22 protein-coding genes and 2 tRNA genes are annotated in these 22,310 nt (G+C 64.3%); 13 read left to right on the top strand and 11 right to left on the bottom strand.

Features of this window, described 5'->3' with window-relative positions; all coding sequences use genetic code 11:
- The first annotated feature begins 76 nt into the window (after positions 1-76).
- Positions 77-1,030 carry a D-2-hydroxyacid dehydrogenase gene (locus NDI85_RS03820; RefSeq protein ID WP_310914965.1) on the top strand — a complete coding sequence of 318 codons (954 nt, stop codon included), beginning with the start codon at positions 77-79 and terminating at the stop codon, positions 1,028-1,030.
- On the opposite strand, the gene asd is transcribed toward NDI85_RS03820, so the two are convergent.
- Both asd and NDI85_RS03810 read right to left on the bottom strand, forming a co-directional pair.
- Positions 1,027-2,064, bottom strand: coding sequence for an aspartate-semialdehyde dehydrogenase (gene asd / locus NDI85_RS03815; protein ID WP_310914964.1), 1,038 nt, complete (start codon positions 2,062-2,064; stop codon positions 1,027-1,029). The two genes, NDI85_RS03820 and asd, sit on opposite strands and share 4 nt — an antisense overlap.
- Before the next feature lie 59 nt (positions 2,065-2,123).
- On the bottom strand, positions 2,124-2,561 hold the full coding sequence (locus NDI85_RS03810; RefSeq protein ID WP_310914963.1) for a hypothetical protein: 438 nt from the start codon (positions 2,559-2,561) through the stop codon (positions 2,124-2,126).
- Positions 2,562-2,659: 98 nt separating this feature from the next.
- Between NDI85_RS03810 and NDI85_RS03805 the strand changes: the two genes are divergently transcribed.
- Both NDI85_RS03805 and NDI85_RS03800 read left to right on the top strand, forming a co-directional pair.
- The gene (locus tag NDI85_RS03805; protein WP_310914962.1) at positions 2,660-3,313 is read left to right on the top strand and encodes a DUF4013 domain-containing protein; all 654 of its coding nucleotides are present in this window, start codon (positions 2,660-2,662) and stop codon (positions 3,311-3,313) included.
- Between the two features lie 60 nt (positions 3,314-3,373).
- Positions 3,374-4,414 (top strand): tyrosine--tRNA ligase, encoded by a 1,041-nt coding sequence (locus NDI85_RS03800; protein ID WP_188994484.1) that lies wholly within the window; start codon positions 3,374-3,376, stop codon positions 4,412-4,414.
- A 27-nt stretch (positions 4,415-4,441) separates the two neighbouring features.
- On the opposite strand, the gene NDI85_RS03795 is transcribed toward NDI85_RS03800, so the two are convergent.
- A complete protein-coding gene (locus NDI85_RS03795; protein WP_310914961.1) occupies positions 4,442-6,076 on the bottom strand; it encodes an ammonium transporter family protein in 1,635 nt (544 codons plus the stop codon).
- Between the two features lie 318 nt (positions 6,077-6,394).
- Here NDI85_RS03795 and NDI85_RS03790 point away from each other — a divergent pair, with 318 nt between their 5' ends.
- The 4 genes from NDI85_RS03790 to NDI85_RS03775 all read left to right on the top strand — a co-directional run bounded on the left by NDI85_RS03790 (position 6,395) and on the right by NDI85_RS03775 (position 9,866).
- Entirely contained in the window at positions 6,395-7,054 is a 660-nt protein-coding gene (locus NDI85_RS03790) for a class I SAM-dependent methyltransferase (RefSeq protein WP_310914960.1), read from the top strand.
- Positions 7,055-7,157: 103 nt separating this feature from the next.
- Positions 7,158-7,228: transfer RNA gene (locus NDI85_RS03785), tRNA-Gly, on the top strand.
- A 1,045-nt stretch (positions 7,229-8,273) separates the two neighbouring features.
- The gene (locus NDI85_RS03780; RefSeq protein ID WP_396275501.1) at positions 8,274-9,302 is read left to right on the top strand and encodes a hypothetical protein; all 1,029 of its coding nucleotides are present in this window, start codon (positions 8,274-8,276) and stop codon (positions 9,300-9,302) included.
- Positions 9,303-9,359: 57 nt separating this feature from the next.
- Positions 9,360-9,866 (top strand): NUDIX hydrolase, encoded by a 507-nt coding sequence (locus NDI85_RS03775; protein WP_310914959.1) that lies wholly within the window; start codon positions 9,360-9,362, stop codon positions 9,864-9,866.
- 58 nt (positions 9,867-9,924) lie between these two features.
- Here the strand turns inward: NDI85_RS03775 and NDI85_RS03770 are convergent, their stop codons facing one another.
- Genes NDI85_RS03770 through NDI85_RS03760 form a run of 3 tightly spaced genes read right to left on the bottom strand, consistent with a single transcriptional unit; the run spans position 9,925 to position 11,757 of the window.
- Entirely contained in the window at positions 9,925-10,338 is a 414-nt protein-coding gene (locus NDI85_RS03770; RefSeq protein ID WP_229783068.1) for a hypothetical protein, read from the bottom strand.
- 56 nt (positions 10,339-10,394) lie between these two features.
- Positions 10,395-11,207, bottom strand: coding sequence for an HD domain-containing protein (locus NDI85_RS03765; RefSeq protein WP_188994488.1), 813 nt, complete (start codon positions 11,205-11,207; stop codon positions 10,395-10,397).
- Positions 11,208-11,253: 46 nt separating this feature from the next.
- The gene (locus tag NDI85_RS03760) at positions 11,254-11,757 is read right to left on the bottom strand and encodes a redoxin domain-containing protein (RefSeq protein WP_310914958.1); all 504 of its coding nucleotides are present in this window, start codon (positions 11,755-11,757) and stop codon (positions 11,254-11,256) included.
- A gap of 137 nt (positions 11,758-11,894) precedes the next feature.
- Here NDI85_RS03760 and NDI85_RS03755 point away from each other — a divergent pair, with 137 nt between their 5' ends.
- The 3 genes from NDI85_RS03755 to NDI85_RS03745 all read left to right on the top strand — a co-directional run bounded on the left by NDI85_RS03755 (position 11,895) and on the right by NDI85_RS03745 (position 12,701).
- A complete protein-coding gene (locus NDI85_RS03755; protein WP_188994491.1) occupies positions 11,895-12,131 on the top strand; it encodes a hypothetical protein in 237 nt (78 codons plus the stop codon).
- A gap of 181 nt (positions 12,132-12,312) precedes the next feature.
- Positions 12,313-12,561 (top strand): twin-arginine translocase TatA/TatE family subunit, encoded by a 249-nt coding sequence (locus tag NDI85_RS03750; protein WP_188995684.1) that lies wholly within the window; start codon positions 12,313-12,315, stop codon positions 12,559-12,561.
- Between the two features lie 66 nt (positions 12,562-12,627).
- A tRNA-Arg gene (locus tag NDI85_RS03745) sits at positions 12,628-12,701 on the top strand.
- Between the two features lie 319 nt (positions 12,702-13,020).
- On the opposite strand, the gene NDI85_RS03740 is transcribed toward NDI85_RS03745, so the two are convergent.
- Positions 13,021-13,902 carry a halocyanin domain-containing protein gene (locus NDI85_RS03740; protein ID WP_310914956.1) on the bottom strand — a complete coding sequence of 294 codons (882 nt, stop codon included), beginning with the start codon at positions 13,900-13,902 and terminating at the stop codon, positions 13,021-13,023.
- A 229-nt stretch (positions 13,903-14,131) separates the two neighbouring features.
- Between NDI85_RS03740 and NDI85_RS03735 the strand changes: the two genes are divergently transcribed.
- The gene (locus tag NDI85_RS03735) at positions 14,132-14,494 is read left to right on the top strand and encodes a helix-turn-helix domain-containing protein (RefSeq protein WP_220639370.1); all 363 of its coding nucleotides are present in this window, start codon (positions 14,132-14,134) and stop codon (positions 14,492-14,494) included.
- Positions 14,491-14,793: a hypothetical protein gene (locus NDI85_RS03730; protein WP_166969584.1), complete on the top strand. Its 303-nt coding sequence runs from the start codon at positions 14,491-14,493 to the stop codon at positions 14,791-14,793. Before NDI85_RS03735 ends, NDI85_RS03730 begins: the two co-directional genes overlap by 4 nt.
- Positions 14,794-14,818: 25 nt before the next feature.
- Here NDI85_RS03730 and NDI85_RS03725 read toward each other — a convergent pair whose 3' ends face one another.
- Positions 14,819-15,364 (bottom strand): halocyanin domain-containing protein, encoded by a 546-nt coding sequence (locus NDI85_RS03725; RefSeq protein WP_310914954.1) that lies wholly within the window; start codon positions 15,362-15,364, stop codon positions 14,819-14,821.
- A 259-nt stretch (positions 15,365-15,623) separates the two neighbouring features.
- Here NDI85_RS03725 and NDI85_RS03720 point away from each other — a divergent pair, with 259 nt between their 5' ends.
- Positions 15,624-17,150 (top strand): cryptochrome/photolyase family protein, encoded by a 1,527-nt coding sequence (locus NDI85_RS03720; RefSeq protein ID WP_310915522.1) that lies wholly within the window; start codon positions 15,624-15,626, stop codon positions 17,148-17,150.
- Here the strand turns inward: NDI85_RS03720 and NDI85_RS03715 are convergent, their stop codons facing one another.
- The 3 genes from NDI85_RS03715 to NDI85_RS03705 all read right to left on the bottom strand — a co-directional run bounded on the left by NDI85_RS03715 (position 17,151) and on the right by NDI85_RS03705 (position 22,271).
- A complete protein-coding gene (locus NDI85_RS03715; protein WP_310914953.1) occupies positions 17,151-18,872 on the bottom strand; it encodes an AarF/ABC1/UbiB kinase family protein in 1,722 nt (573 codons plus the stop codon).
- A 48-nt stretch (positions 18,873-18,920) separates the two neighbouring features.
- Entirely contained in the window at positions 18,921-21,548 is a 2,628-nt protein-coding gene (locus tag NDI85_RS03710) for a heavy metal translocating P-type ATPase (RefSeq protein WP_310914952.1), read from the bottom strand.
- Between the two features lie 132 nt (positions 21,549-21,680).
- A complete protein-coding gene (locus NDI85_RS03705; protein ID WP_310914951.1) occupies positions 21,681-22,271 on the bottom strand; it encodes an AsnC family transcriptional regulator in 591 nt (196 codons plus the stop codon).
- Positions 22,272-22,310: the final 39 nt, after the last annotated feature.

Genomic DNA, 22,310 nt, shown 5'->3' with positions numbered 1-22,310 from the left:
GCCGCGATAATCAGTCCCGGCAGCGAAACTCGGTGGCTGCCGTGCCGTTTTTGATACGCGGTGTCACAGTGTCCGTATGGCAGACATCGTCGTCCGCCGAGACAACATCCACGGCATGGCCGTCGACCGATACGCGACGGCACTGCGCGACCGACTTCCAAACCACGACGTCGAGGTGGCACGCACGCCGGCCGCCGAACGTGACCTCGTCGCCGACGCGACGGTGCTCACCGGCAGTTCCGTCTCCGAGGACCTGCTCGACGCGGCGGACTCGCTCCGCCTGTTTGCGAGTACCTACGCCGGCTACGACCACCTCCCGCTCGACGAACTGGCCGCACACGACGTGGCGCTGACGACGGCCTCCGGCGTCCACGCCCCTAACGTCGCCGAACACGTCGTCGGCGCGTGGCTCTCGTTCGCCCGCGGCTTTTTCACGGCACGGCGACGACAGGCCGACCACGTCTGGCAGTCGTTCAAATCGAACGATTTCGCCGGCAGCCGCGTCTGCGTCGTCGGCATGGGGGCCATCGGCTCCGCTATCGTCGACAGACTCGACGGCTTCGACGTCGAGACGGTCGCCGTGCGCCACTCGCCCGAGAAAGACACCCCGACAGACGAGGTGTACGGCTACGACGACGTCCACGAGGCCGTCGAGGACGCTCGCTACGTGGCGCTCGCCTGCCCGCTGACAGCGGAGACGCGAGGGCTGGTCGACGCCGACCTCTTGACGACGATGCACCCCGAGACGGTTCTCGTCAACATCGCCCGCGGCCCGGTGGTCGACACCGACGCGCTCGTCGATGCCCTCCAGCGCAACCACGTCGGCGCGGCGGCGCTGGACGTCACCGACCCGGAACCGCTCCCGAACGACCATCGCCTGTGGGACTTCGAGAACGTACTCGTCACGCCGCACAACGCCGGCCACACGCCGAGCTACTTCGACAGGCTCGCGGACATCGTCGCCGAGAACGTCCGCCGCGCCGAGGAGACCGGCGCGTGGGACGGGCTACAGAATCAGATTTCGCTTTAGATGTACCCGCGCTGAGCGAGCAGTTCGCCGTTCAGCACGCTCGCACCGGCCGCGCCGCGCATCGTGTTGTGCGCGAGGCAGTTGAACTGGACGCCGTCGGTGGTCTCGCGGAACCCGCCGACTGCGACGCCCATCCCGTCCTCGACGTTTCGGTCGAGTCGGGGCTGGGGCCGGTCCGGTTCCTCGAACACCGTGATGAGGCGTTCGGGCGAGGACGGGAGGTCGATTCCGGTGACCGACGCCATCGCGTCTTCGGCCTCTTCGGCGGTGACGTCTTCGGCCGTGTCGGCCCAGACGTTCTCTAAGTGGCCATCGAGCGTCGCGATGCGGTTACAGGAGGCGGCGACGTCCATGTCGTTGAGTTCGACTTCGGCGCCGTCGAAAGAGCCCAGCAGCTTTCGGGACTCGGTCTCCATCTTCTGCTCTTCGCCGCCGATGTGCGGGATGGCGTTGTCGATAATCTCCATCGAAGAGACACCGGAGTAGCCCGCCCCGGAGACGGCCTGCAGCGTCGAGACGCGCACGTCGGTCAGGTCGAAGGCACGGTCGAGAGCGGCCAGCGGCGGGACCATCGTGATGGTCGAGCAGTTGGGGTTCTTCAGCAGTGCGCCGTCCCAGCCGCGTTCGTCTCGCTGGACCTCGATGAGGTCGACGTGGTCGGCGTTGACCTCCGGAATCGTCAGCGGCACGTCCTCGTCCATCCGCCCGTTCGAGGAGTTCGAGGAGACGACGTAGCCCGCCTCACAGAACTCGGGTTCGACCTCCGCGCCGATGCTAGAGGGCAGCGAGGAGAAGATGAGGTCGACGTCGTCCGGGACGGCGTCGGGCGTCGTCGCGCCGACGGTGATGTCGGCGACGTCCTCCGGGATGGGCGCCTCGACGCGCCACTTCGCGGCGTCGCGGTAGCTCTTTCCGGCGCTCGATTCGCTGGCTGTCAGTGCGGCGATCTCGAAGTCCGGGTGCGGGTCGAGTAACTGGATGAGTCGCTGTCCGACCGCGCCGGTTGCTCCGAGGACGCCTACGCGTACAGTCATCGGTTGACACAGGGCCGTGGGTGTTCAAAACAGTTTGGATACGCCCCGCTGTCCCCCGGTCAGGCTTCCGCTTCGGTGTCCTCGAACACCCACTGGACGACCCGCGCTTCGACCACGTCCCGCTCCTCGACGTAGGGGTCCTCGGGGTTTTCGAGTATCCCGTCGGCATCGGCCAGCATCTCGGCTTCGAGGTCGCTGTGGTCGGGTTCGTCCCGGACGTCGTTGAGCAGGGCCTCGAAATCCTCCCGCAGGTCGAAGGATGCGTGGGCGACGTTACAGCGCGACAGCGGACTCATGCCGGTCTCCAACACGAGGTCTCGGACCGTCTCCCAGTCGGCCGCACAGAAGTAGATGGACACCTCGCCGACGATGTCCCGCCACGCGATAGGTTCGGCGTGTTTCAGCAGGGGCACCGCCCGCGGCGGGAGATCCAACCGCGTCTTCGTGTCCGGGTTCCCGCACAGGCAACACGCCTTCTCCGTCTTCCCCGTGTACATACCCGACAGTTGGGCTCTACGGGCTTGTGTACTCGGGTCCCCCGCGGCCGTGGCCGCAGCGTGGGGGTATAAGTATCGGGGCCGGGCAGTACTCCGTAATGCTGCGCGACGCGCTGTTCTACCCTCAGCGGGGCCCGGGGTGGCTCTGGACCGTGATAACGGGGAGTCTGCTGACGCTCGTGGGCGCGGTGCTGTTCGTCCCGCTTATCCCCGTCCAGGGGTACCTCCTCCGCGTACTGCGGTCGACGGCCGACGGCCGGCCACACCCACCGAAGTTCGAAGACTGGGGCGACCTGTTCGTCGACGGCGCGCGAGTCATCGGCGTGCAGGTCGCCTACCTCCTCGTCCCGGTCCTCGTGACGCTGGGCGGCGTCCTCGCTCGGGTGTCGGGCGCGCCGTTGCTCGGGAGCGCCCTGTTGCTCTTCGCGTCGGTCGTCGGTCTCGCCTCGGCGTATCTCCTGCCGGGTGCGCTCACACGACTGGCGACGACGGACCGCCTCACGGCGGCGTTCGAGATTCGAGTCATCGCGAGCGTGGCCCGCCGTCCAATCTACGTCGTCGCCGTCGTCGAGGCCTACGTCGCCCTGTTCGTCATCGCGGGGCTGGGCGGCGTTCTCGTCCTCATCCTCGTCGGCGCGGTGTTCGCCTTCTACGGGCAGGTCGTCGGCTACCACCTCTTTGCGCGGGGGTACGCCGGCGCGACCGGCGACGGGCAGGACCCGATGCACCGCCCGCAGACTGCCGCCGAGTAAGCACTCGACCGACGGGGCCACACAGGAACGTTTTACTCGCCGGAGCGGGGACCGGAGCGTATGGATACGGCCGACCGACTCGACCTCGTGAGCCGGCACACTCAGGAGGTCGTCACGGAAGACGAGCTCGAGGGACTGTTCGAGGACGGCGACCCGTCGGCGTACATCGGCTACGCGCCAACCGGTGAGATGCACATCGGCCACTTCACGACGATGCGGAAGCTCGCGGACTTCCTGCGGGCCGACGTCGACGTGACGGTGCTCATCGCCGACCTGCACGCCCATCTCGACGACAACAAGAGCCCGTTCGACCTGCTGGACGCCCGCTCTGAGTACTACCGCGTCGCCATCGAGGGCATGATAGACGCCGCCGGCGCCGACCCCGACGACGTCGAGTTCGTCCGGGGAACCGACTTCCAGCTAGACGAGGAGTACACGCTGGAGATGTACCGCATGGCCGCGGAGACGACCATCGCCCGCACCCAGCGCGCGGCCAGCGAAGTCGTCCGCGAGTCCGAGAGCCCGAACCTCGGCGGCCTCATCTACCCGCTGATGCAGACGCTCGACGTGAAGGCCTTAGACGCCGACATCGCCTACGGCGGCGTCGACCAGCGCGGCATCTACATGCTCTCCCGGGAGATTCTCCCCGACCACGGCGGCCACTCGCCGGTCTGTGTCTTCGCGCCGCTCCTGTCGGGCCTCTCCGGCGGCAAGATGAGCGCCTCGGACGCCGCCTCGAAGGTGAACCTCACGGACAGCCCCGACGAGGTCGAGGAGAAGATCGGACAGGCGTACTGTCCGGCCGGCGACGTCGAGGACAACGGCGTGCTGGAGTACCTGAACCACCTCGTCTTCCCGGTACTCGACGTCGAGGGCGAACCGTTCGTCGTCGAACGCCCCGAGGAGTACGGCGGCGACCTGACCTACGAGAGCTACGAGGCCGTCGAGGAGGACTTCGTCAGCGGCGAACTCCACCCCGCCGACCTCAAGCCCGCAGTCGGGACCGCTATCTCCGAGGTCATCGACCCGGTGCGTGAGCGCCTCCTCGACCGGCCCGAATTGCTGGCCGAGGCCTACCCCGAGACGTACGGCGACGAGTAACGAAACTTCGGTGTCTGCGCGCTCGATTCAGACCGCTTCCGAACCGCGGTTGCCGGTACGGACCTGCACTGCGTCGGAGACGGGGACGACGAACACCTTGCCGTCGCCCTTCTCGCCCGTGTGAGCCGCCTCCCGAACCGCTTCGGCGACTTGCTGACCGGGGACGTCGGCGACGACGCACTCGACCTTGACCTTCTGGTGGAGGTCCACGACGTACTCCTCGCCGCGCCACTGCCCCGTCTTCGAGGGTTGGGAGCCCCGACCGGAGACGTTCGTCACGGTCAGTGACGGTGCGCCGACGTCGGTGAGCGCCTCCTTGACCGCGCCGAGTTTCTCGGGACGGACGACGGCCATCACGAGTTCGATGTCGGACGCGTGCCCACCGTCGGTGCGGACGGCGGAGTCGTTCAGCGTGTCGGGACTGGCGAACTCGGGGTACGTCTCGACGCCGTGGCCGGAGATGTCGAGGCCCTCGCGCTCGCTGTCGGCGTCGACGCGCGCCCAGCCGAGTGCTGTCGTGACGGTGAACAGCGCGTACGTGGCGGCGACACTGACACTCCCGATGACGACGACGCCCAGCGCCTGCACGGCGATTTGGCCGGGGTCGAAGCCGACCGTCGAGACGTACGGGAGCGGGTACAGAACGATACCGAGGATACCGGCAGAGCCGTGGACGGGGAACACGGCACAGACGTCGTCTATCTGGAGGCGTTTCTCGACGACGTCGAAGACGACGGGCAGTTGCGCGCCAGCGAGGGTACCGAGGAACAGCGCACCGGCCCACGTCAGTACGTTCGCGGCCCCGGTGACGCCGACGAGACCGGCGAGCATCCCGTTGGCGAGGTAGAGCGTGTCGACCTTGCCGGTCTTGTACCACGCGACGACGCCGGCCGAGAGACCACCGGCGACCATCCCGAGCGACGTCGCGATGGCGACGCGGCCGGCGGCGGCAAAGGAGCCGAGCGAAATCTCGCCGCCGTTTGGCGAGAACACCGTCGCCGCCGTCCCGACGTTAAAGCCGTACCACCCGAACGCGAGGATGAGCGTCCCCAGCACCGCCAGCGTGACGGAGTGGCCGGGGATGACGTTCGCGCTCCCGTCCTCGTTGTAGCGACCCAGTCGCGGCCCGAGGACGTAGGCGGCGGTCAGACCGGAGAGCCCACCCATCCCGTGGATGACCATCCCGCCGGCGAACTCGGTGAAGCCGAGTTGTGCGAGTAGCCCACCCTTCCACGTCAGACCGACGGCGATCGGATAGACGAGGGCCGTGATAAACGCGGTGTAGATGACGTACATTCGAGGCCGACAGCGGCCGGCGACGCCGCCGGAGACGATGTTCGCCGCGGCGATGGCGAACATCCCGCCCATCAGCCAGTTCACCGACGTGGTCAGGTCCCCACCGATGTAGCCAAACAGCGTCGGAACGTCGGCCCCGGTCGCGACTGCGACGCCGCGGGCGACGGCCTCACCGGCGACGAAGAACACCAACAGCCCGACACACAGTGTGATGAGACTCTGTGTCAACTGGTTCGAGACGTTCTTGGCACGGACCTGCCCGGCCTCCAACATCGCGAACCCAGCTTTCATGAAGAAGATGAGAAACGACGCGATGAGGACCCACAGCAGGTTCACGCCCGTGGCCAGCGTCTCGACACTCACCATGGGTCTGCCCCCATTTGTGACTGTTCGTCTGAAACGAGTCCGTTTCTTCGTCCGTTTGTCAACGTATTTCGCATCACCCGGTGGGTTGGAAGACTCCTATTTGAATCTTACCTAAACAATGACCGATTAGAGCGGGTGAAAAACACCGTACGTCCAATATAGTACACAGTATAATGAGTATAAGGTCAGCATCCGTCCAGAATATTCGGCAAAATCCAATCCCTCTTGGACGGATATTTATGTAACCGAGCATATAGTTGTGCTGTACAGGCGGTGCGCGGTCGAAACGGGTAAGCCGTCGTTCACACTGGCTTGCATATGGACGACCGTTCCCGCGTGGGCGTTCGCCGAACGTACGAGCGAATCGGCGACCACTTCTCGAAGACTCGCGAGTTCGCGTGGCCGGAGGTTGAGTCGTTCGTCGACGACGCCGACGGGGCTGGGACGGCGCTCGACGTAGGGTGTGGCAACGGCCGACACGCAGAACTACTGGCCGACGTCGCCGACCGGGCCCTCGGCCTCGACGCCAGCCGGACGCTGCTCTGTGAAGCACAGGACCGTATCGGACCCCGCGTCTCCCTGTTGCAAGGCGACGCCACGCGACTCCCGCTCCGTGCCGACAGCGTGGACCTCGCCGTCTACGTCGCGACGCTGCATCACCTCCCGACGGCCGCCGACCGCCGTGCCAGTCTCGACGAACTCGCCCGCGTCCTCCGCCCCGACGGCCGAGCGCTCGTCAGCGCGTGGAGCACTGCCCACGACCGCTTCGACGCGCCCGCCGACGCCGAGACGGGGTTCGACACGACAGTCGACTGGACGCTCCCCGGCGGGGAGACGGTGCCACGCTTCTATCACATCTACGCGCCGGCGGAGTTCGAACGCGACGTCGCCGCGAGCGGCCTGACCCGCCGCTCGATGGAGCTATCGAGCGGGAACTGCTACGCCGTGGTCGAACCAGAAAGGAAAGTTCCTTATTGACCTTCCCTCTATCAGTGCATACGTTCGCGCACCAGTGCCGTAGTACGTGCGGCGGTGGTGAACACATCCGCGGGGTTTGCGAACGACGACGCGACCGAAGTGAGCGGCGGTGGTCTAGTGGTAGGACCTGAGCCTTCCAAGCTCATGGCCCGGGTTCAAATCCCGGCCGCCGCACTTTTCCGACGAACAAACCGTGAGTCGGAACTGCGGACTTGCGGGATTTGAATCCTCTAAGTCGCATTGCGCGCAGTGAAACAGTCCAGTCTGGCGAAGCCACGGTAGTCGAAGCGGGTATCCGCCAACAGGGGACATACGAACTGAGCGTTGAGGGCAACGGTATGAGTATTACCGGGTCGGTGACATTCGGAGAATATCATATCGAATACGGTCGAAACTTTCGTGTCGAAGTCCGCCCTGATAGTATTTCTATCGGCGTATATCAGTAAGACGGCTACTGTTTCGTCTCTATTGATCGATATGGGTCACTGATTATAGACCAGAGCGAGCGAATGAACTGTTAGAACGTCACTGCGTATTGACAATCGGAGTTTCTACCGATTCAGAAAGCTGTTCTGATAGCCGTGCAAGACATGGGGCGCATATCTCGCACAGACTCAGCTCCTAATCGAACAAACCGGTCCGGTCAGTACAGGGTTGTAGTTGATACTGTGGACGGAAATAATATGTACCCAGTCAATTATCGCATTAACTAGATTAATACATAAATCACAAGTGTTAGTAACCTACTCAATTAACACCGCTAGAAGTGGTTGAATACAGACGATTTTTATATACTATTCCAGGAGTATTGTCTGCGATTTTAATCTCCGTAGTGTATATCTCAACCCACGAAACAGGTCAGTATCCGGCTCTGTTCTGGGCAATGGCAGAGTCAATTTCTTCAAACGGTTATGTTCCTCCAAAAACAATTCCATACTTCACTTCAAACGGGATTCCGTTTGGCTATTCGCCACTTGGGTTTTATTTACTTGCAATCGGTGTTGATGTATCTGGGTTATCTTACAGATATGCCTCATTTGCCTTGCGGCTTCTCTGGTTTACTCTCAGTCCGCTCGCTATCTACCTATTTGTGAGACAACTATCGACAAGACGAGCAGCGGCCTTAGCGTCGGTGCTGGTGACTATTTCTCTACCTGTTTTTAGATGGCATCTAGGTCACGGAGGAGTCATCCGTGGTCTTGCGTTTTGCCTATCTTTTGTGACGCTCGCATTCGCGTTAAAATCTTTTCAGACAGAGTCCGCCAAACTTCAAATCGGAGCTGGTGTTGCCTTTGGACTTACTGTCCTGACCCATCCAGTCTATGCAGTATTCGCTGGCTTTGGAACAGTGGGTCTCTGGGTTGGTAGTGACAGATCAATTGACGGCTTCAGATGTGGTGGCAATATTGCTACTATCGGCTTTCTCATTTCGGCACCATGGATACTGTGGGTTACATTCACTCACGGCGTTGATATTTTTTTATATGCCTCAGGAACTCATGGGGGGTTATTCGAAGTTCACCACCATCTCTACGCAGTAATATCGCTGCCAACACACGGACTCATCGAGAAACTGCTATGGTACCTCGGTATTCTTTGCCTCGGTATTTTATTCTACGAGTATCGCTTCCACGTGGTTGCTCTCTTCGTGGCGACTGCAGTCTTCTTAGGAGGGACAATCCGATTCACGTTTTCTCTGCTGTTAATATCTATAGCGATTGTGGTTATCGATTTCCTTCCGAACTGGGTCAGTCAAATCGATATAGACCAATTGTCGCTCAGACGGCGAAGTGCTGCGATCGTAAGTGTCGGCTTGGTTTTTGCCGCGGCTTTCGCCGGAGTCGGAGCTGCCCAATCGTTACCACACGATTCGTTTTCCGATGCAGATAGAGATGCCGCCAAATGGGCCAAAACTGAGACTGCCAGTGATGCAACATTCATAGTTCAAGGCGCTGAAGAAGAGTTCCCTTTTTTCGCTAAACGCACGAGTTTGGTCGTGCCCTGGGGTGCAGAGTGGGATGGCCCCGGCGCGTACCAACACCACTTAGAAATGCTAGAATCAGTGTATAGTTGCTCAAACACAACCTGTTTCAGCAAATTGACCGCGGAGAACGACCTCGACCCAGATTATCTATACCTTCAGCGACACCTGGTGACTGAAAGCTCTTTCAGTGAATCTGAGAAATATACTGCTGAATATCAAAATGAGCAGATACTGATTGTGTCTGTCAAGAGTAGGGACTCTTAACTCGACTGTTCGATAGTAGATCCCGTTTTTGAGTTTGTCTGGCCCACTCAAGAATTTATGACTGCATCCGACGCAGCGCCCACGACCGGCCCGATTTACGACGCCGAATCGCTACGCGACCGCGACGACGTCACGTTCCACGAGGAGGCGGATACCGTCGACGCAGCCACGGTCGACCAACTCGAGAAGATGGACGACATGGCGCCAGTCGGGGTCCGCAACGGCGACGGCGAGACGCTGGTGATGCAGGTTACCGAGACGTGTGACTGGAAGATTCCGTCGGCGAGCGTCGGCCCGAACGAGGACTTCGCGGCGACCGCGCGACAGTGGGCCGAAACCAATGCCGGACTCGGCGTCGAACTCGACGGCGTCGAGGCCGTCTGGCACTACGAGGCTCACAGCGCAGACGGTGACCGGACTGCAGAACGGTACTTCGTCGTCTTCGCGGCGTCGCTACAAAACGACCAGTCGAGTGGCGACGGGGACGCAGAGGGGACCGAGTGGCTCACCGAACTGCCGGCCGACGCCGTCGCAGTGCCGGGGACCGATCTGTTCTTCGAGTAAGCCGGTGTGTCCGTCGCTCGACACACCGATCTGAACGTGAGAAACGAGCGAGCGACGGTTACGGTTCGACGCGCTCCCAGGTGTCGGAGGTCAGCGTCGCGTCGGGGTTCTCCGGCAGCGAGACTGTCAGTCTGTCGTCCGTCTCGACGCAGACGAGGTCGACCCGGTTCCGTTCGCTGTGGTTGCGAGTGGGGTAGGTAAACGGGCGGTCGCGCCGTGGCAGGTCGCCGATACGGGGACATTCGGGTGGCTCTACGGCCCGGTCGGCGAGGCCGTCGATGTGGACCCGAGACTGTGGACGGTCACCGCCGCGGTCGTCGCCCCACGAGAGCAGTCGGTCCCCACCCGGAAGACTGCGGAGGAACCCACGGGCCCGAAGCCGAAACCGCTGGACGAGGCCGGGGTCGTCCTCCACCTCTGGGAGCGCACCGGTGTGGTCACCCTTCGGCTCGTCCATGGGTGTGAGACTCATACACAGAGGTACGGCGGCGGGCTACAAAACGGTTGTGTCAGATACAGGTTTGCGTCTCAGAGCTCGATGCGTTCGACGATCCGGTTGCCGTCCTCGCGGGAGTTCAACGCGACGATGCGGATGTGTTCTTCGAGGCCGGAGTCGTTCAACTTCGCCTTCAGGAGGTTGTCGACCTGATAGACGCCCGCCGCGTTGTTCATCTCGATTTCGACCAGCACGGGGTAGTCCTCGCCGCTGCTGAGTGTCACCGTCTCGATGGCCTGACTGGAGACGGTGTTGATGCCGCGGCCGCCCCGTTCGTAGGGGATGCGCGAGCGACCACGCTCCATGTCCAGCGCGTCGGCGACTCTGACGACGCCGGCTTCCAGCGTCAGCGGGATCTCCTCGGTGTGGTGACAGAGAATGGCATGGAGCACTTCGCCTTTCACCCGAACCAGTTCGTTCACGTCGTAGAACTCCGTTAGCAGTCTGTCCAGCAGGTCCGCGGCGAGCGGTATCGAGTAGTACGGGTGTTCGTCGCGGTGGACGACGTGTCCGATGTCGTGAAGTGTCGCGGCGAAGGCGATGATGACGGCCTCGTCGGCCTCGTCTAGGTCGTGGTCGTCGGCACCGTTGAACTCGACACCACCCTGTTTGAGCAGGTCGTAGAGACACAGCGCCCGGTTGCGGACGATGTCGATGTGTTTCTTTCCGTGGTCGTTGTACCGCTTTCGCATGACCGGGTTGACGTTTTGGGCGTGGAGGTACGCCTGTACCTCGTCGTCGCTCGCCAACAGTTCGAGGACGGCGTTGACCCGTTCGTCCGGAAACGCGTGGTCACGGCTGGGGTCGTAGATACGCCCGGCGGCAGCACCCTCTGTCTCGCTCATAGATACGACAAGGCGTGCCAGCGAGAAAAAGGCCGCCCCCGTTCGATCAGGTCGCCCGCACTGCATCGAGGACGTCGTCGTAGTTCGGTTCGACTCCGGGGTCGTCCGTCGCCCACGCGTAGGTTATCCGTCGCCCGTCGTCGACGACGAACACGGAGCGTTTCGCCAGGTCGTAGACGCCGAGTCCCTCGAAGTCCATCGAGACGTCGTACGCGTCGATTATCGCTCGCTCGTTGTCGCTGACGAGAGCGAAACCGAGGCCGAGTTGGTCGCGGAAGGCGTTCTGTGCGAACGGCGTGTCGATGCTGACGCCGTAGACCGTCGCGCTCGCGTCGACCAGTTCGTCCCGACGCTCGTCGAACGCTTCCAGTTCGTCCCGACGCTCGTCGAACGCTTCCAGTTCGTCGCCACAGACGCTCGTGAACGCGCCGGGAAAGAACGCGAGGACGACAGGGCCGTCGGCGACGGCATCTGACAGCGACAGTTCACCGATGCCACCGTTGGCGAGCGGTGCGGTGAAATCGGGCGCCTCGTCACCGACTGTAAGCATGGCCGTGGCTTTCGCCTCCTGTCTGAAATCCTTTGTGACCGTTTTGCCGTCCCTGATGCCTCTACTAGCGACTATCCGACACCTATCCGATCAGTTCGACGGTTCGTTTTAACACCCCGGGACCCGTCTCCCCGGATATGCCCGACACGATGGAGGTCTATACCGGAATCGAAGTGACCGTCGAACACGTCGAGTCGCTGTCCTCCGGCGGCGCTCGCTTCGACATCACCGCCGAGGACGGCCGGAAGTGGCGTATCGACCTGACTCGTGACGGTGAGACAGACGTCGTGACGACGTGGCGCGACGGCACCCTCGCCGATGTCGCCGTCCCCGAGTGGGTAGACGACGTTACGGCACGCTTAGCCCAGCAGTAGGTCCCTGTTTCGAACCCACCTGCTATCCAGTCGCTGTTCGCGTCGGAGTGAATTCCATGCTCGAAGCGTGAAAAGGCCTATAACGCGGTATCACGCGCCGACGATGAGCAAAAAGACTATAATAGCAACCACGTAAACTTCGGTTACAATGTCAGGGACATTCGTACCACTGTTCCCGGGGATGCCGGGCACGACGGAGATGATGGTCATCCTCCTCATCGCCGTCCTCCTCTTCGGGGCGAACAAGATTCCGAAACTCGCACGCTCGACCGGTGAGGCGATGGGTGAGTTCCAGAAAGGGCGGACAGAGGTCGAACAGGAACTCGAAGAGATGAAACAGGGCGGTACTGACGCCAGCGCTGGCGAGACGGCCGACGCCAGCACGGACACCTCGAGTACCGAGGAGACGGCGACCGAGTCGAACAACTAAGCCCCGGATTTTTCCTCTTTCGTCCGAACGAAATCGTTTTCCAGCAGTCACGCCACCGTCCGGGCAGGGCGTGTGGCCTAGTGGACGAGGGCGAGGGGTTCCTAACCCCTAGAGCGCGGGTTCGAATCCCGCCACGCCCGTTCTGCGAGGAGCGGGGGCGACGAGCGAACGGGCACGGAGTTCGAGCCCTGCAAGTCGCAGCGCCGAGCGAAGCGAGGCGACCGTCTTGCTCCGGTTCGAATCCCGTCACGCCCGTTCTGCGAGGAGCGGAGGCGACGAGCGAACGGGCACTGGATTCGGATCACGCAAACGCGAACGGAGTGAGCGGTTGCCTCGGGTTCGAATCCCGCCGTGCCGGTTCGCTCGCTGCGTTCACTGCACGCCCGTTCTGCGAGGAGCGGAGGCGAGGGACGCGGACTCGGAGAGGGGAAGTATGGGACGGTACCGCGGAGTGGTCGTTTACTCGACGACGACAGCGCCCCGCATCCCGAGTGCCTTGTGCGGCAGACAGGCGTAGAGATACTGTCCCGGGTCGTCGAACGTGTGTTCGAACGTCGTGCTGGGTTCGCTCGCCACGTCGCCGGAACTGACGTCGGTGTTCTCGAACACCACGTTGTGAGCGCCGCCGTCCCCGGTCCACTCCCAGCGGACGGTCGACCCGGCGTCGATTCGCACGACGGGCGGGTCGAACGCGAAGGCGCCGCCGTTGCCCTCGGCGCCGACGGTGACCGCGGCGGTGTCGCTGCCGGTACGGTCGGCGACGGTCCCCTCGAAGTTGCCGGCCTCGGCTACCCACTCGTCGACTGCCTCGTAGCCCGTCGTCGGCACCTCGCGGACGATGACGGCGCCTTTCATCCCCGCTTCGCTGTGAGGTTCACAGACGAAGGGGTACTCGCCCGTCTCTTCGAAGATGAAGTGGTAGCCAGTGCCCGACTGGGCGTTCGTGCGGCCGCTGTCGAACGTCCCGTCGAGGGCGACGACGTTGTGCTGGTCGCCGTGACCGGTCCAGTCCCACCGGACGAAGGTCATCGGCGTCACTTCGATGACCGGTGGGTCGAACGCCCAGCCACGGTCTGTCTCGTGGCCGACGGAGATCGTCGGCCGGGACCCCCGTCCGAACGTTCGGGGTTCGCCGTCGTAGCCGTTGGCGTCCGCGAGCCACTCTTCGAGGGAGTCAGGGGGCGTCAGTTCGGCTGTCTCGGTCGACGCGGTGGCTGTACCGTCGGCCGCGTCTCCGACGGCCTGTGTCGTCTCACCGGTCGAGAGACAACCGGCGGTCGCGGCGAGTCCGGTCAGTGCTGTACTCGCGAGGAACCGTCTGCGGGTGGAGGGCCGTTCCATTGCGTGTCCCGCTACGCGAGGGCGACCCGAAAACCGTGGGCGTGCTTTCCAGAATCTGGAAATCAACGGGCACCCTTTATCTGATGGTCGTTTATCACCGACCGGACGGGACCCGCCGACCCGACCGTCACGTTGAATGCCGCTCCGTGGGAAAGCCACCGAGAGTCGCCGTCACGAAACCGAGCGTACCACTCCACCCGCCCCACTGTCGCCCACAGGAGGTCCCCCCGTGTCAGGAGACGACCCGCCCGACCAGCAGGCCACGTTCGAGGCGTTGGCCGACCCGGACTGTCGCGACATCCTCGCGACGCTCGACGAACCGCTCTCCGCGAAACGAGTGGCCGACGCCTGTGAACTCCCACTGACGAGTACGTACCGAAAGCTCGAACAGTTGAGCGACGCCGCACTCGTTTCCGAAGAGACGGACATCCGGTCCGATGGCCACCACGAGACGACGTACGTCCGGGACTGTACCGGGGTGTTCGTCGCTCTCGACGGGAGAGACTCGTTCGACGTCGACGTCTTGCGGGACCGCGAGACGCCGGACGAGCGGTTAGCGCGCCTCTGGTCCCGCGTCAGTGAGGAACTATGAACGGACAGATACCACTCGTCGTCCTCGGGTTCAAGACAGTCACGCTGCTACTGGGCGGTCTCATCACCTACTTCGCCGCCAAGGCGGCGGTGAAGTCCCGGTCGCGGGGGCTGACGTATCTCGCCGTCGGGTTCGGGACGGTCACGTCCGGGTCGTTGCTGGCCGGCGTGGCCGATCAGGTCTTTGGCTTCGATACCCAGACGGCGCTGGTGTTCGAGAACGCGCTGACGATGGTGGGGTTCGCCGTCGTCGCGTACTCGCTGTACGTCGCGGGGCGGTCGTCACTGGGCGGTCGGTGAAAACGGAGACCCGAGTCGGAAACCGTTACTCGACGATAATGGCGCCCTTCATGCCGAGGCTCTTGTGTGGCTGACAGTAGTAGAGATAGACGCCAGCGGACTCGAAAGTGTGCTGGAAGTCGTTGCCGGACTCGGTGACGAGGTCGCTCTCGAACTCGCCTTCCTCGTGGACGACGTTGTGGGAGCCACCCTCGCCGGTCCAGGACCAGTTGACGTCCGTTCCGGCGTCGATGCGGACCGCCGCGGGGGCGAAGGCGTAGGCGCCGCCGTTGCCCTCGGCACCGACTGTCACTTCGACGTTCCCGGTCCCGGTCTCGTCCGCGACGGTACCGTCGAAGTTCCCGACGTCGGAGAGGTAGTCGCTCACGTCGGACGGGACGTCACCGCCGCTCCCGTCTTCGGTGTCCGTCGGCGTACTGTCGGCCGTCTCGGTGCCACCGCTGTCGCCGCCGGACTCGCCATCCGACCCACCGCTGTCGCCGCCGGACCCGCCACAGCCAGCGAGGAGTCCGGCGCCCGACACGGCCGCGGTGCTCTGGATGAACGTCCGCCGATCGAGGTGGTCTGTCATGCGCCCGAATTTCGAGTTCCAGACACTAAAGGTAGTCGCTTCGACGACAACAGAATAGACGATCATGTGGGTCCGAGAGTCTGAAATTCGGCAGTTCCGGTGGTAGATAAAACGGCCGCGCCGAACGAGTTCGTTACAGAAACTTGACTCTTCTGCGTATCGGTGATCTCGGGATCAAGTACTCGATACCGACACAGTTTGGACGGGGGTTCATTCCGGTGGCTGTCGTGTGTCCCGGTATGCGAGTGAGGTGGCTGTCGTGACGGTCTGGCTCAGAGCCGACCATCTGGTTCGGCGGCGGGGGCCGCTGGCGCGTCGACCGGACGAGCGTGTCCTCCTCGTCGAAGCCGAGTCGTTCGCTCGAAAACTGCCGTATCACCCACACAAACTGACGCTGGTGTTCGCCGCGTTGCGGCACTTCAGAGACGACCTCCGCGCCGAGGGACGGACTGTCGACTACCGACAGGTAGACACGTTCGAGGAAGGACTCACCGCCCACTTCGAGGGCCGTCCGGACGACACGCTGGTGACGACGATGCCGCAGGCGCCCGGCGCACGCGAGCGCATCGAGCGCATCGTCGCCGACGCGGGCGGCGCCGTCGAGTTCGTCCCGGACGAGCGGTTTCTCTGTTCACCCGGCCAGTTCGATACGTGGGCCAGTGACGGCCGCTACCGTCACGAGGAGTTCTACCGGTTCATGCGCCGGTCGACGGGGTACCTGATGGACGACGGCGACCCGGTCGGCGGCGAGTGGAACTACGACGACCAGAACCGCGAGACACCGCCTGACGACTGGACCCCGGCGGACCCACCCACCTTCGAACGGGACGAGACCACCGAGGCCGTCGCCGAGTGGGTCCGAGAGACGTTCGACGGTAGCTACGACGACCCGCCGTACGGCGGCGACTGGGCCGACCCCGAGTCGTTCTGCTGGCCGGTGACCCGACGGCAGGCGGTTCGTGCGCTGGACCACTTCGTCACCCACCGCCTCACCGATTTCGGGCCGTATCAGGACGCGATGCGCGGCGACGAGTGGGCCATGAGTCACAGTCTCCTGTCGACGTCGCTGAACCTCGGCCTGCTCCTTCCAGACGAGGTAGTCGAACGAGCGATAGCCGCCTACGAAGGCGGCGAGGCCCCGCTCAACAGCGTCGAAGGGTTCGTGCGACAGGTCCTCGGTTGGCGGGAGTTTCTCCGGCACGTCTACCGTCGGGAGATGCCCGCGCTGGCCGACGCGAACCAACTCGGCGCGACCGAGGACGTGCCCGAGTTCTACTGGACGGGCGAGACAGACATGGCCTGCCTCTCTGACGTGGTCGATGGCGTCCGGGCCCGTGGGTACTCCCACCACATCGAGCGCCTGATGGTTCTCGCCAATTTCGGGCTCATCTACGGCGTGGAACCGGCGCAACTGAACCGCTGGTTCCACGCTGGCTACGTCGACGCCTTCCACTGGGTGACGACGCCCAACGTCGTCGAGATGGGCCTCTACGGGGCGGGCGTCTTCGCGACGAAACCGTACGCCGCCTCGGCGAACTACCTCGACGAGATGAGCGACTACTGCTCGGGGTGTCCGTACGACGAGACGAAGACCACCGGCGAGGGTGCGTGTCCGTTCAACGCGCTCTACTGGGACTTTCTGGATCGGAACGAGGACGCGCTGCGCTCGAACCACCGGATGGGACTGCTGTACACCCACGTCGACAACACGGACGAGGAGGAGTGGACCGAGATACGAGCGCGGGCCGACGAGATTCGACGGCTGGCCCGCTCGGGCGACCTCTGATTACTCCTCGCGCCGCCGTCGCATCTCGTGGCGCGTGAACTGCGGCGTCGTGAACGCGGGCCGCCGCTGTCGGCGGAACGACCACGCCAGTAGCCCGAGCGTGGCGGCCGATCCGCCCAGCGCGAGCGCGGTGGACGGGAGCGTCGCATCGACGTAGAAGAACGCCGCCACCGGGACGCCGGCGGCGGCGACCATCCCGAGCAAGAGCCGTCTGGCCATCTGCCGGGCGAGGCCGTCGCTGTCTTTCAGTATCGTCTCCAGCACCAACTCGCCACGGCTCGCCGTGTCAAGCGCCGCCTCCGCCTTCGGGGCCGTCGTCACGAGCGACCGGCCCGCCCGAGTCATCGTCGCTTGCACCTCCTCGCGGATGGCTTTGCCAGCGTCGGCCGCACCCTGTTGCATCACGTACTCGGTGATTATCTCGATGAAGTCGAAGTCGGGGTCGAGCGTGCGACAGACGCCTTCGAGTACAGTCGTCACGCGGACGACCAGCGCGAGGTCCTGCGGGAGTCGCATCGGGAACTCGTACAGTTGGTCTTCGAACTGGCCGACGAGCTGTTCGATTCGGTACTCGCTGATGTCCTCGCCGCGGAACTGCTCGATGACGATCTCGAACGCCTCGCGCATCACCTCGCGGTCGGCCATCGGGTCGAGCGCCCCCATCGCCACGAACGCGTCCATCACCCGGTCGACGTCGTCAGTCGCCAGTCCGACGTAGAACTCCATCAACTGGTCGCGCGTCTGTGGCCCGAGTCGCCCCGTCATCCCGAAGTCATAGAAGACGAGAGTCCCGTCGGGTTGGACCGCCAGATTGCCGGGGTGCGGGTCGGCGTGGAAGCGCCCGTCCTCGACGATCATCTGGATGTACACCTCTTCGAGGCGCTGGACGAGCTCAGCCCGGTCGATACCCAGCTCGTCGATCCGTGCCACGTCGTCTATTTTCACCCCGTCGACGTACTCCATCGTCACCACGCGGCCCGTCGTGTGACTCTCTATCACGTCCGGGATGGTGACGCCCTCGTCGTTGGCGAAACTGGCACCGATCTCTCGGAGCATCCGGGCCTCGTGTGCGTAGTCCATCTCGCGGCGGATGGTCGCCGAGAACTCCGCTGTGAGGTTCTCCAGCGTGAACGCCTGTCCGGGGTCCGCGCCCGAGGTCAAAATCGGCGTCAGCGCGGCCAGCACACGCAGGTCCGACTCGACGCGCTCGCGGATGCCGGGCCGCAGCACCTTCACGGCGACTCGCTGGCCGTCGAGTTCTGCCTCGTACACCTGTCCGAGCGACGCGCCGCTGATGGGCGAGGTGTCGAACGCCCCGAACCGATCGTCGACGGCGCCGTCGAGTTCCCGTTCGAGCAGCGGTTCGATGTCGGCCCACGGGTCCGGCGGCACTTTGTCCTGTAGTTCCGAGAGCACCTCGATGTACTCGGCCGGCAGTGCGTCGGGCCGCGTCGAGAGCATCTGTCCGAGTTTGATGAACGCCGGCCCGAGGTCCACGAACGTCTGTTTCAGTTTTCGCGCCCGCCGAGTCCGGTCGTCGCTGGAGACCGAGCGCGAGCGGCCGAACAACAGGAACCGTTTTCGGTCGCGGGCCCACGCGAGGACGAAGGGGACGAACTGCCAGCCGACGACGAGGGCGCGCCACAGCGCCCGCAGACGGACGCCCAGTCCCGTCGGCCGTTTGTCCGCTCCCGACCGGTCGGCGCGCTGTGAATCGCTCACTGGCCTCCACTCGGGTCTCGTGCCAGATTAGTGTACTGGAACCCCCGGTCAGGGCCGGAAGAAGCCCAGCAGTTCGTAGTCGTCGTCAGGGGTGTAGCGCCTGAACGCGAGGCTGTTGGCCAGCACCGACACCGAGGAGGCGGCCATCGCCGCCGCCGCGAGCGCCGGTTGGAGCAGACCCAGCGAGGCCAGCGGAATCATCACGGTGTTGTACCCCAGTGCCCAGAAGAGGTTCTGCTTGATCTTCTGGAGCGTCGCCTCGGAGATGCGGATGGCCTTCAGCACGTCCGCGGGGTCATCACGGAGCAGGGTCACGTCGGCCGCTTCGATGGCCACGTCGGTGCCAGAGCCGATCGCACACCCGACCGTGGCCGTCGCGAGCGCCGGGGCGTCGTTGACGCCGTCGCCGACCATCATCGCCCGCTTCCCGCCAGACTGGATGTCTTCGACGGCTTCGGCCTTGTCCTCTGGCAGCACCTCCGCGCGGACGTTCTCGGGGTCGATGCCGACCTCTTCGGCGACGGCGCGAGCGGTGCGCTCGTTGTCACCCGTAATCATCCAGACGTCGGTCCCGCGTTCGCGGAGGCCGGAAACGGCGTCGGCGGCGCTCTCCTTGACGGTGTCCGCGTCGGCGACGACGCCGGCGAGGCGGAATCCCGAGTCCGTGTCGTCGACAGCGACCAACATAGCCGTCTTCCCCTCGCGTTCGAGGGCGTCCATCTGCTCCTCGGCGGGCGAGGTGTCCACACCGTTGTCTTCGAGCAGTTTCCGGTTGCCGACCAGCACCTCGCCGTGGGGCGTCGTCGCCCGCACGCCGTGACCCGGGACGTTCTCGAAGCTCTCGGCGTCCGGGACGTCGATACCGCGTTCCCGAGCACCTTCGACGATGGCCTGTGCGAGGGGGTGTTCGCTCCCGCTCTCGGCGATGGCGGCCAGTTCGAGGACGTACGCCTCGGTGAGTTCGGGGGCCTCACGGAGTTCGCCCCCGTCGGCGGCAGTCTGCTCGCCACCGTCCGCGGCCGCTTCGACTACTTCCACGTCGGTCAGTTCCATCTCGCCCTCGGTCAGCGTCCCCGTCTTGTCGAAGACGACGGTGTCGATGTCGCGGACCTGTTCCAGCACGTCGCCACCCTTGAACAGGACGCCGTTGCGGGCGCCGATGGTGGTCCCGACCATCGTCGCGGCGGGCGTCGCCAGCCCCAGCGCACAGGGGCAGGCGATGAGCACCGCCGACGCGAAGACGACGACGGCGAACTCGGTGACGCCCACGGTGGCGGGACCGCCGGCCGCCAGTCCCCACACCGGCAACCCGCTCACGAAACTCGCCAGCGCGTCGGGCGCAACGGTCCAGACCGCCGCCCACAGCAACGCGTTGGCGATGACGGCCGGGACGAAGTACGCCGAGATGCGGTCGGCGACGTTCTGAATCTCCGGCTGGCGGGACTGGGCCTGTTTGACGCGCTCGACGATCTGCTGGAGCGCCGTCTCGGACCCGACCTTCGTCGCCTCGACTTCGAGGACGCCGTTCTGGTTCACCGTCGCACCGATGACCTCGTCGCCCTCGCCCTTCTCGACGGGGACGGACTCGCCGGTGACCATCGACTCGTCGACGGCAGAGTCACCGTCGACGACGACGCCGTCCGTCGGTATCTTCTCGCCCGGGCGGACCTTCAGGCGGTCGCCGACCTCGACTTCGTCCAGCGGAATCTCCTCCTCGGAGCCGTCCTCGCGGACGACGGTGGCCGTGTCCGCCTCCATCTCCAGCAGTTGACGGATGGCCGCGCCGGCCTGACTCTTCGAGCGGGCTTCGAGGTAGTTCCCCAGCGTGATGAACACGAGGATGAACGCCGCCGTGTCGAAGTACAGGCCGGTACTGGCGATGAGGTCCAGCAGGGCGACCAGCGAGTAGCCGTACGCCGTCGAGGAGCCCAGCGCGATGAGCACGTCCATGTTGGCGCGCTTGTTCCGGACGAGCGCCTTGTACGCGTTCTCGTAGAACGGCTTGCCGAGCGCTATCTGGACAGGCGTCGCGAGCGCGAACTGGACCCAGCCCAGCGGAACGCCGAACAGCGTCGACTCGAACAGCCCCAGCGAGAGCAGGTGGTCGGCCATGAAGACGAGGAGCGGCAGCGAGAGGGCCGCGCCGAACAGCGTCAGTCGGAGTTGCTTTTTCACCTCGGCGTCGCGGGCGGCGTCGCGGCGGTCCGTCGAGGACTGTTCGCCCCCGCCGTCGCCACCCTCGCCGCTCGTCTCGTCCTCTCGAACCGGCGTGTACCCCGCCGACTCGATGGCGTCGTAGAGGTCCGACAGCGACGCCGCCGACGGGAGGTAGGTCACCTGCGCCTCGTCGGTGGCGTAGTTCACGTCGGCGGCGACGACGCCCTCGGTGCGTTCCAGCGCCTCGGCGTTCGTCTCGGCGCAGTTCGCACACGACATGTCGGTGATGGCGACGCTCACCGTCTCCGTGACGACGCCGTAGCCCGCGTCCTCGACGGCCGCCACCACGTCGCCCAGCGACACCACGTCGGGGTCGTAGGTGACGCTCCCCTCGTCGGTGGCGTAGTTCGCGTCGACGGACTCGACGCCGTCTAACTCGGCGACGCGCTCCTCGATGGTCGCCGAGCAGTTCGCACAACTCATCCCCGTCAGTTCGAGGCGGACTGTCCGTTCGGTCATCTCGCCTAGTAGTACGGGATACTCGTTGATGCGGTTTGTCCTTGTGAAACGAATCCGAATACGCCTTTGAAATTTCGATTCGAAATTGGAAGCAGGGCGCGACCTTCACAACTGGTGTCGTCGTATGCGAACTTACGCTCCCTCTTTGAGTGACTCGTAGTGGTCGACGAACCGCGACTCGCAGGACCCACAGCAGAAGTAGTAGCTGTCGCCGTCGAGGACAGTGCGCTCGCCCTCCTCGTCGACGGTGTTGCCACACTCGGCGCACTCCGGCGCGAACTCGGCGGTGCCCAGCCCCGGCGTCCACTCGCTGTCGGCGACGAGTCGCACCTCGTAGCTGTCGACGTCGTTCAGGTCGACGTGGGCGTCGAGCAGGTCGCTGACTTCGGCCTGCGGAACCGTCGCCGTCGCCGTCACCCGTCCGTCGGCCGTCCGGAACACGTGTTCGACGGCGTCTGCGTCGGCGAGTCCGTCTCGGACCGCGGCCGCACGGCCCGGTTCGGCGTCGATCTCGACGAGGACGGGGACGCCAGCGCGGAGCAGCGAGCGGTCGAGGTCGAGCGTGAATCCGCGGACGATGCCCATCTCCTGGAGGCGGTCGACCCGGTCGGAGACGGCCGGGGCCGAGAGACCGACCTCCTCTGCGATGTCGCTGAACGGACGCCGTGCGTCTTCGAGCAGGAGTCTGACGATGTCACGGTCGGTGTCGTCGAGTCCGCGCATACCCGAACTCGTCGGGCCTGCCTAATGAGTGTCCCCGTC

The organism is Haloarcula sp. S1AR25-4 (genome assembly GCF_031624555.1).
Taxonomy (GTDB): Archaea; Halobacteriota; Halobacteria; order Halobacteriales; family Haloarculaceae; genus Haloarcula; species Haloarcula pellucida.
The sequence above is the reverse complement of the archived record's forward strand: the minus strand, read 5'-3'. Positions and strand labels throughout refer to the sequence as shown.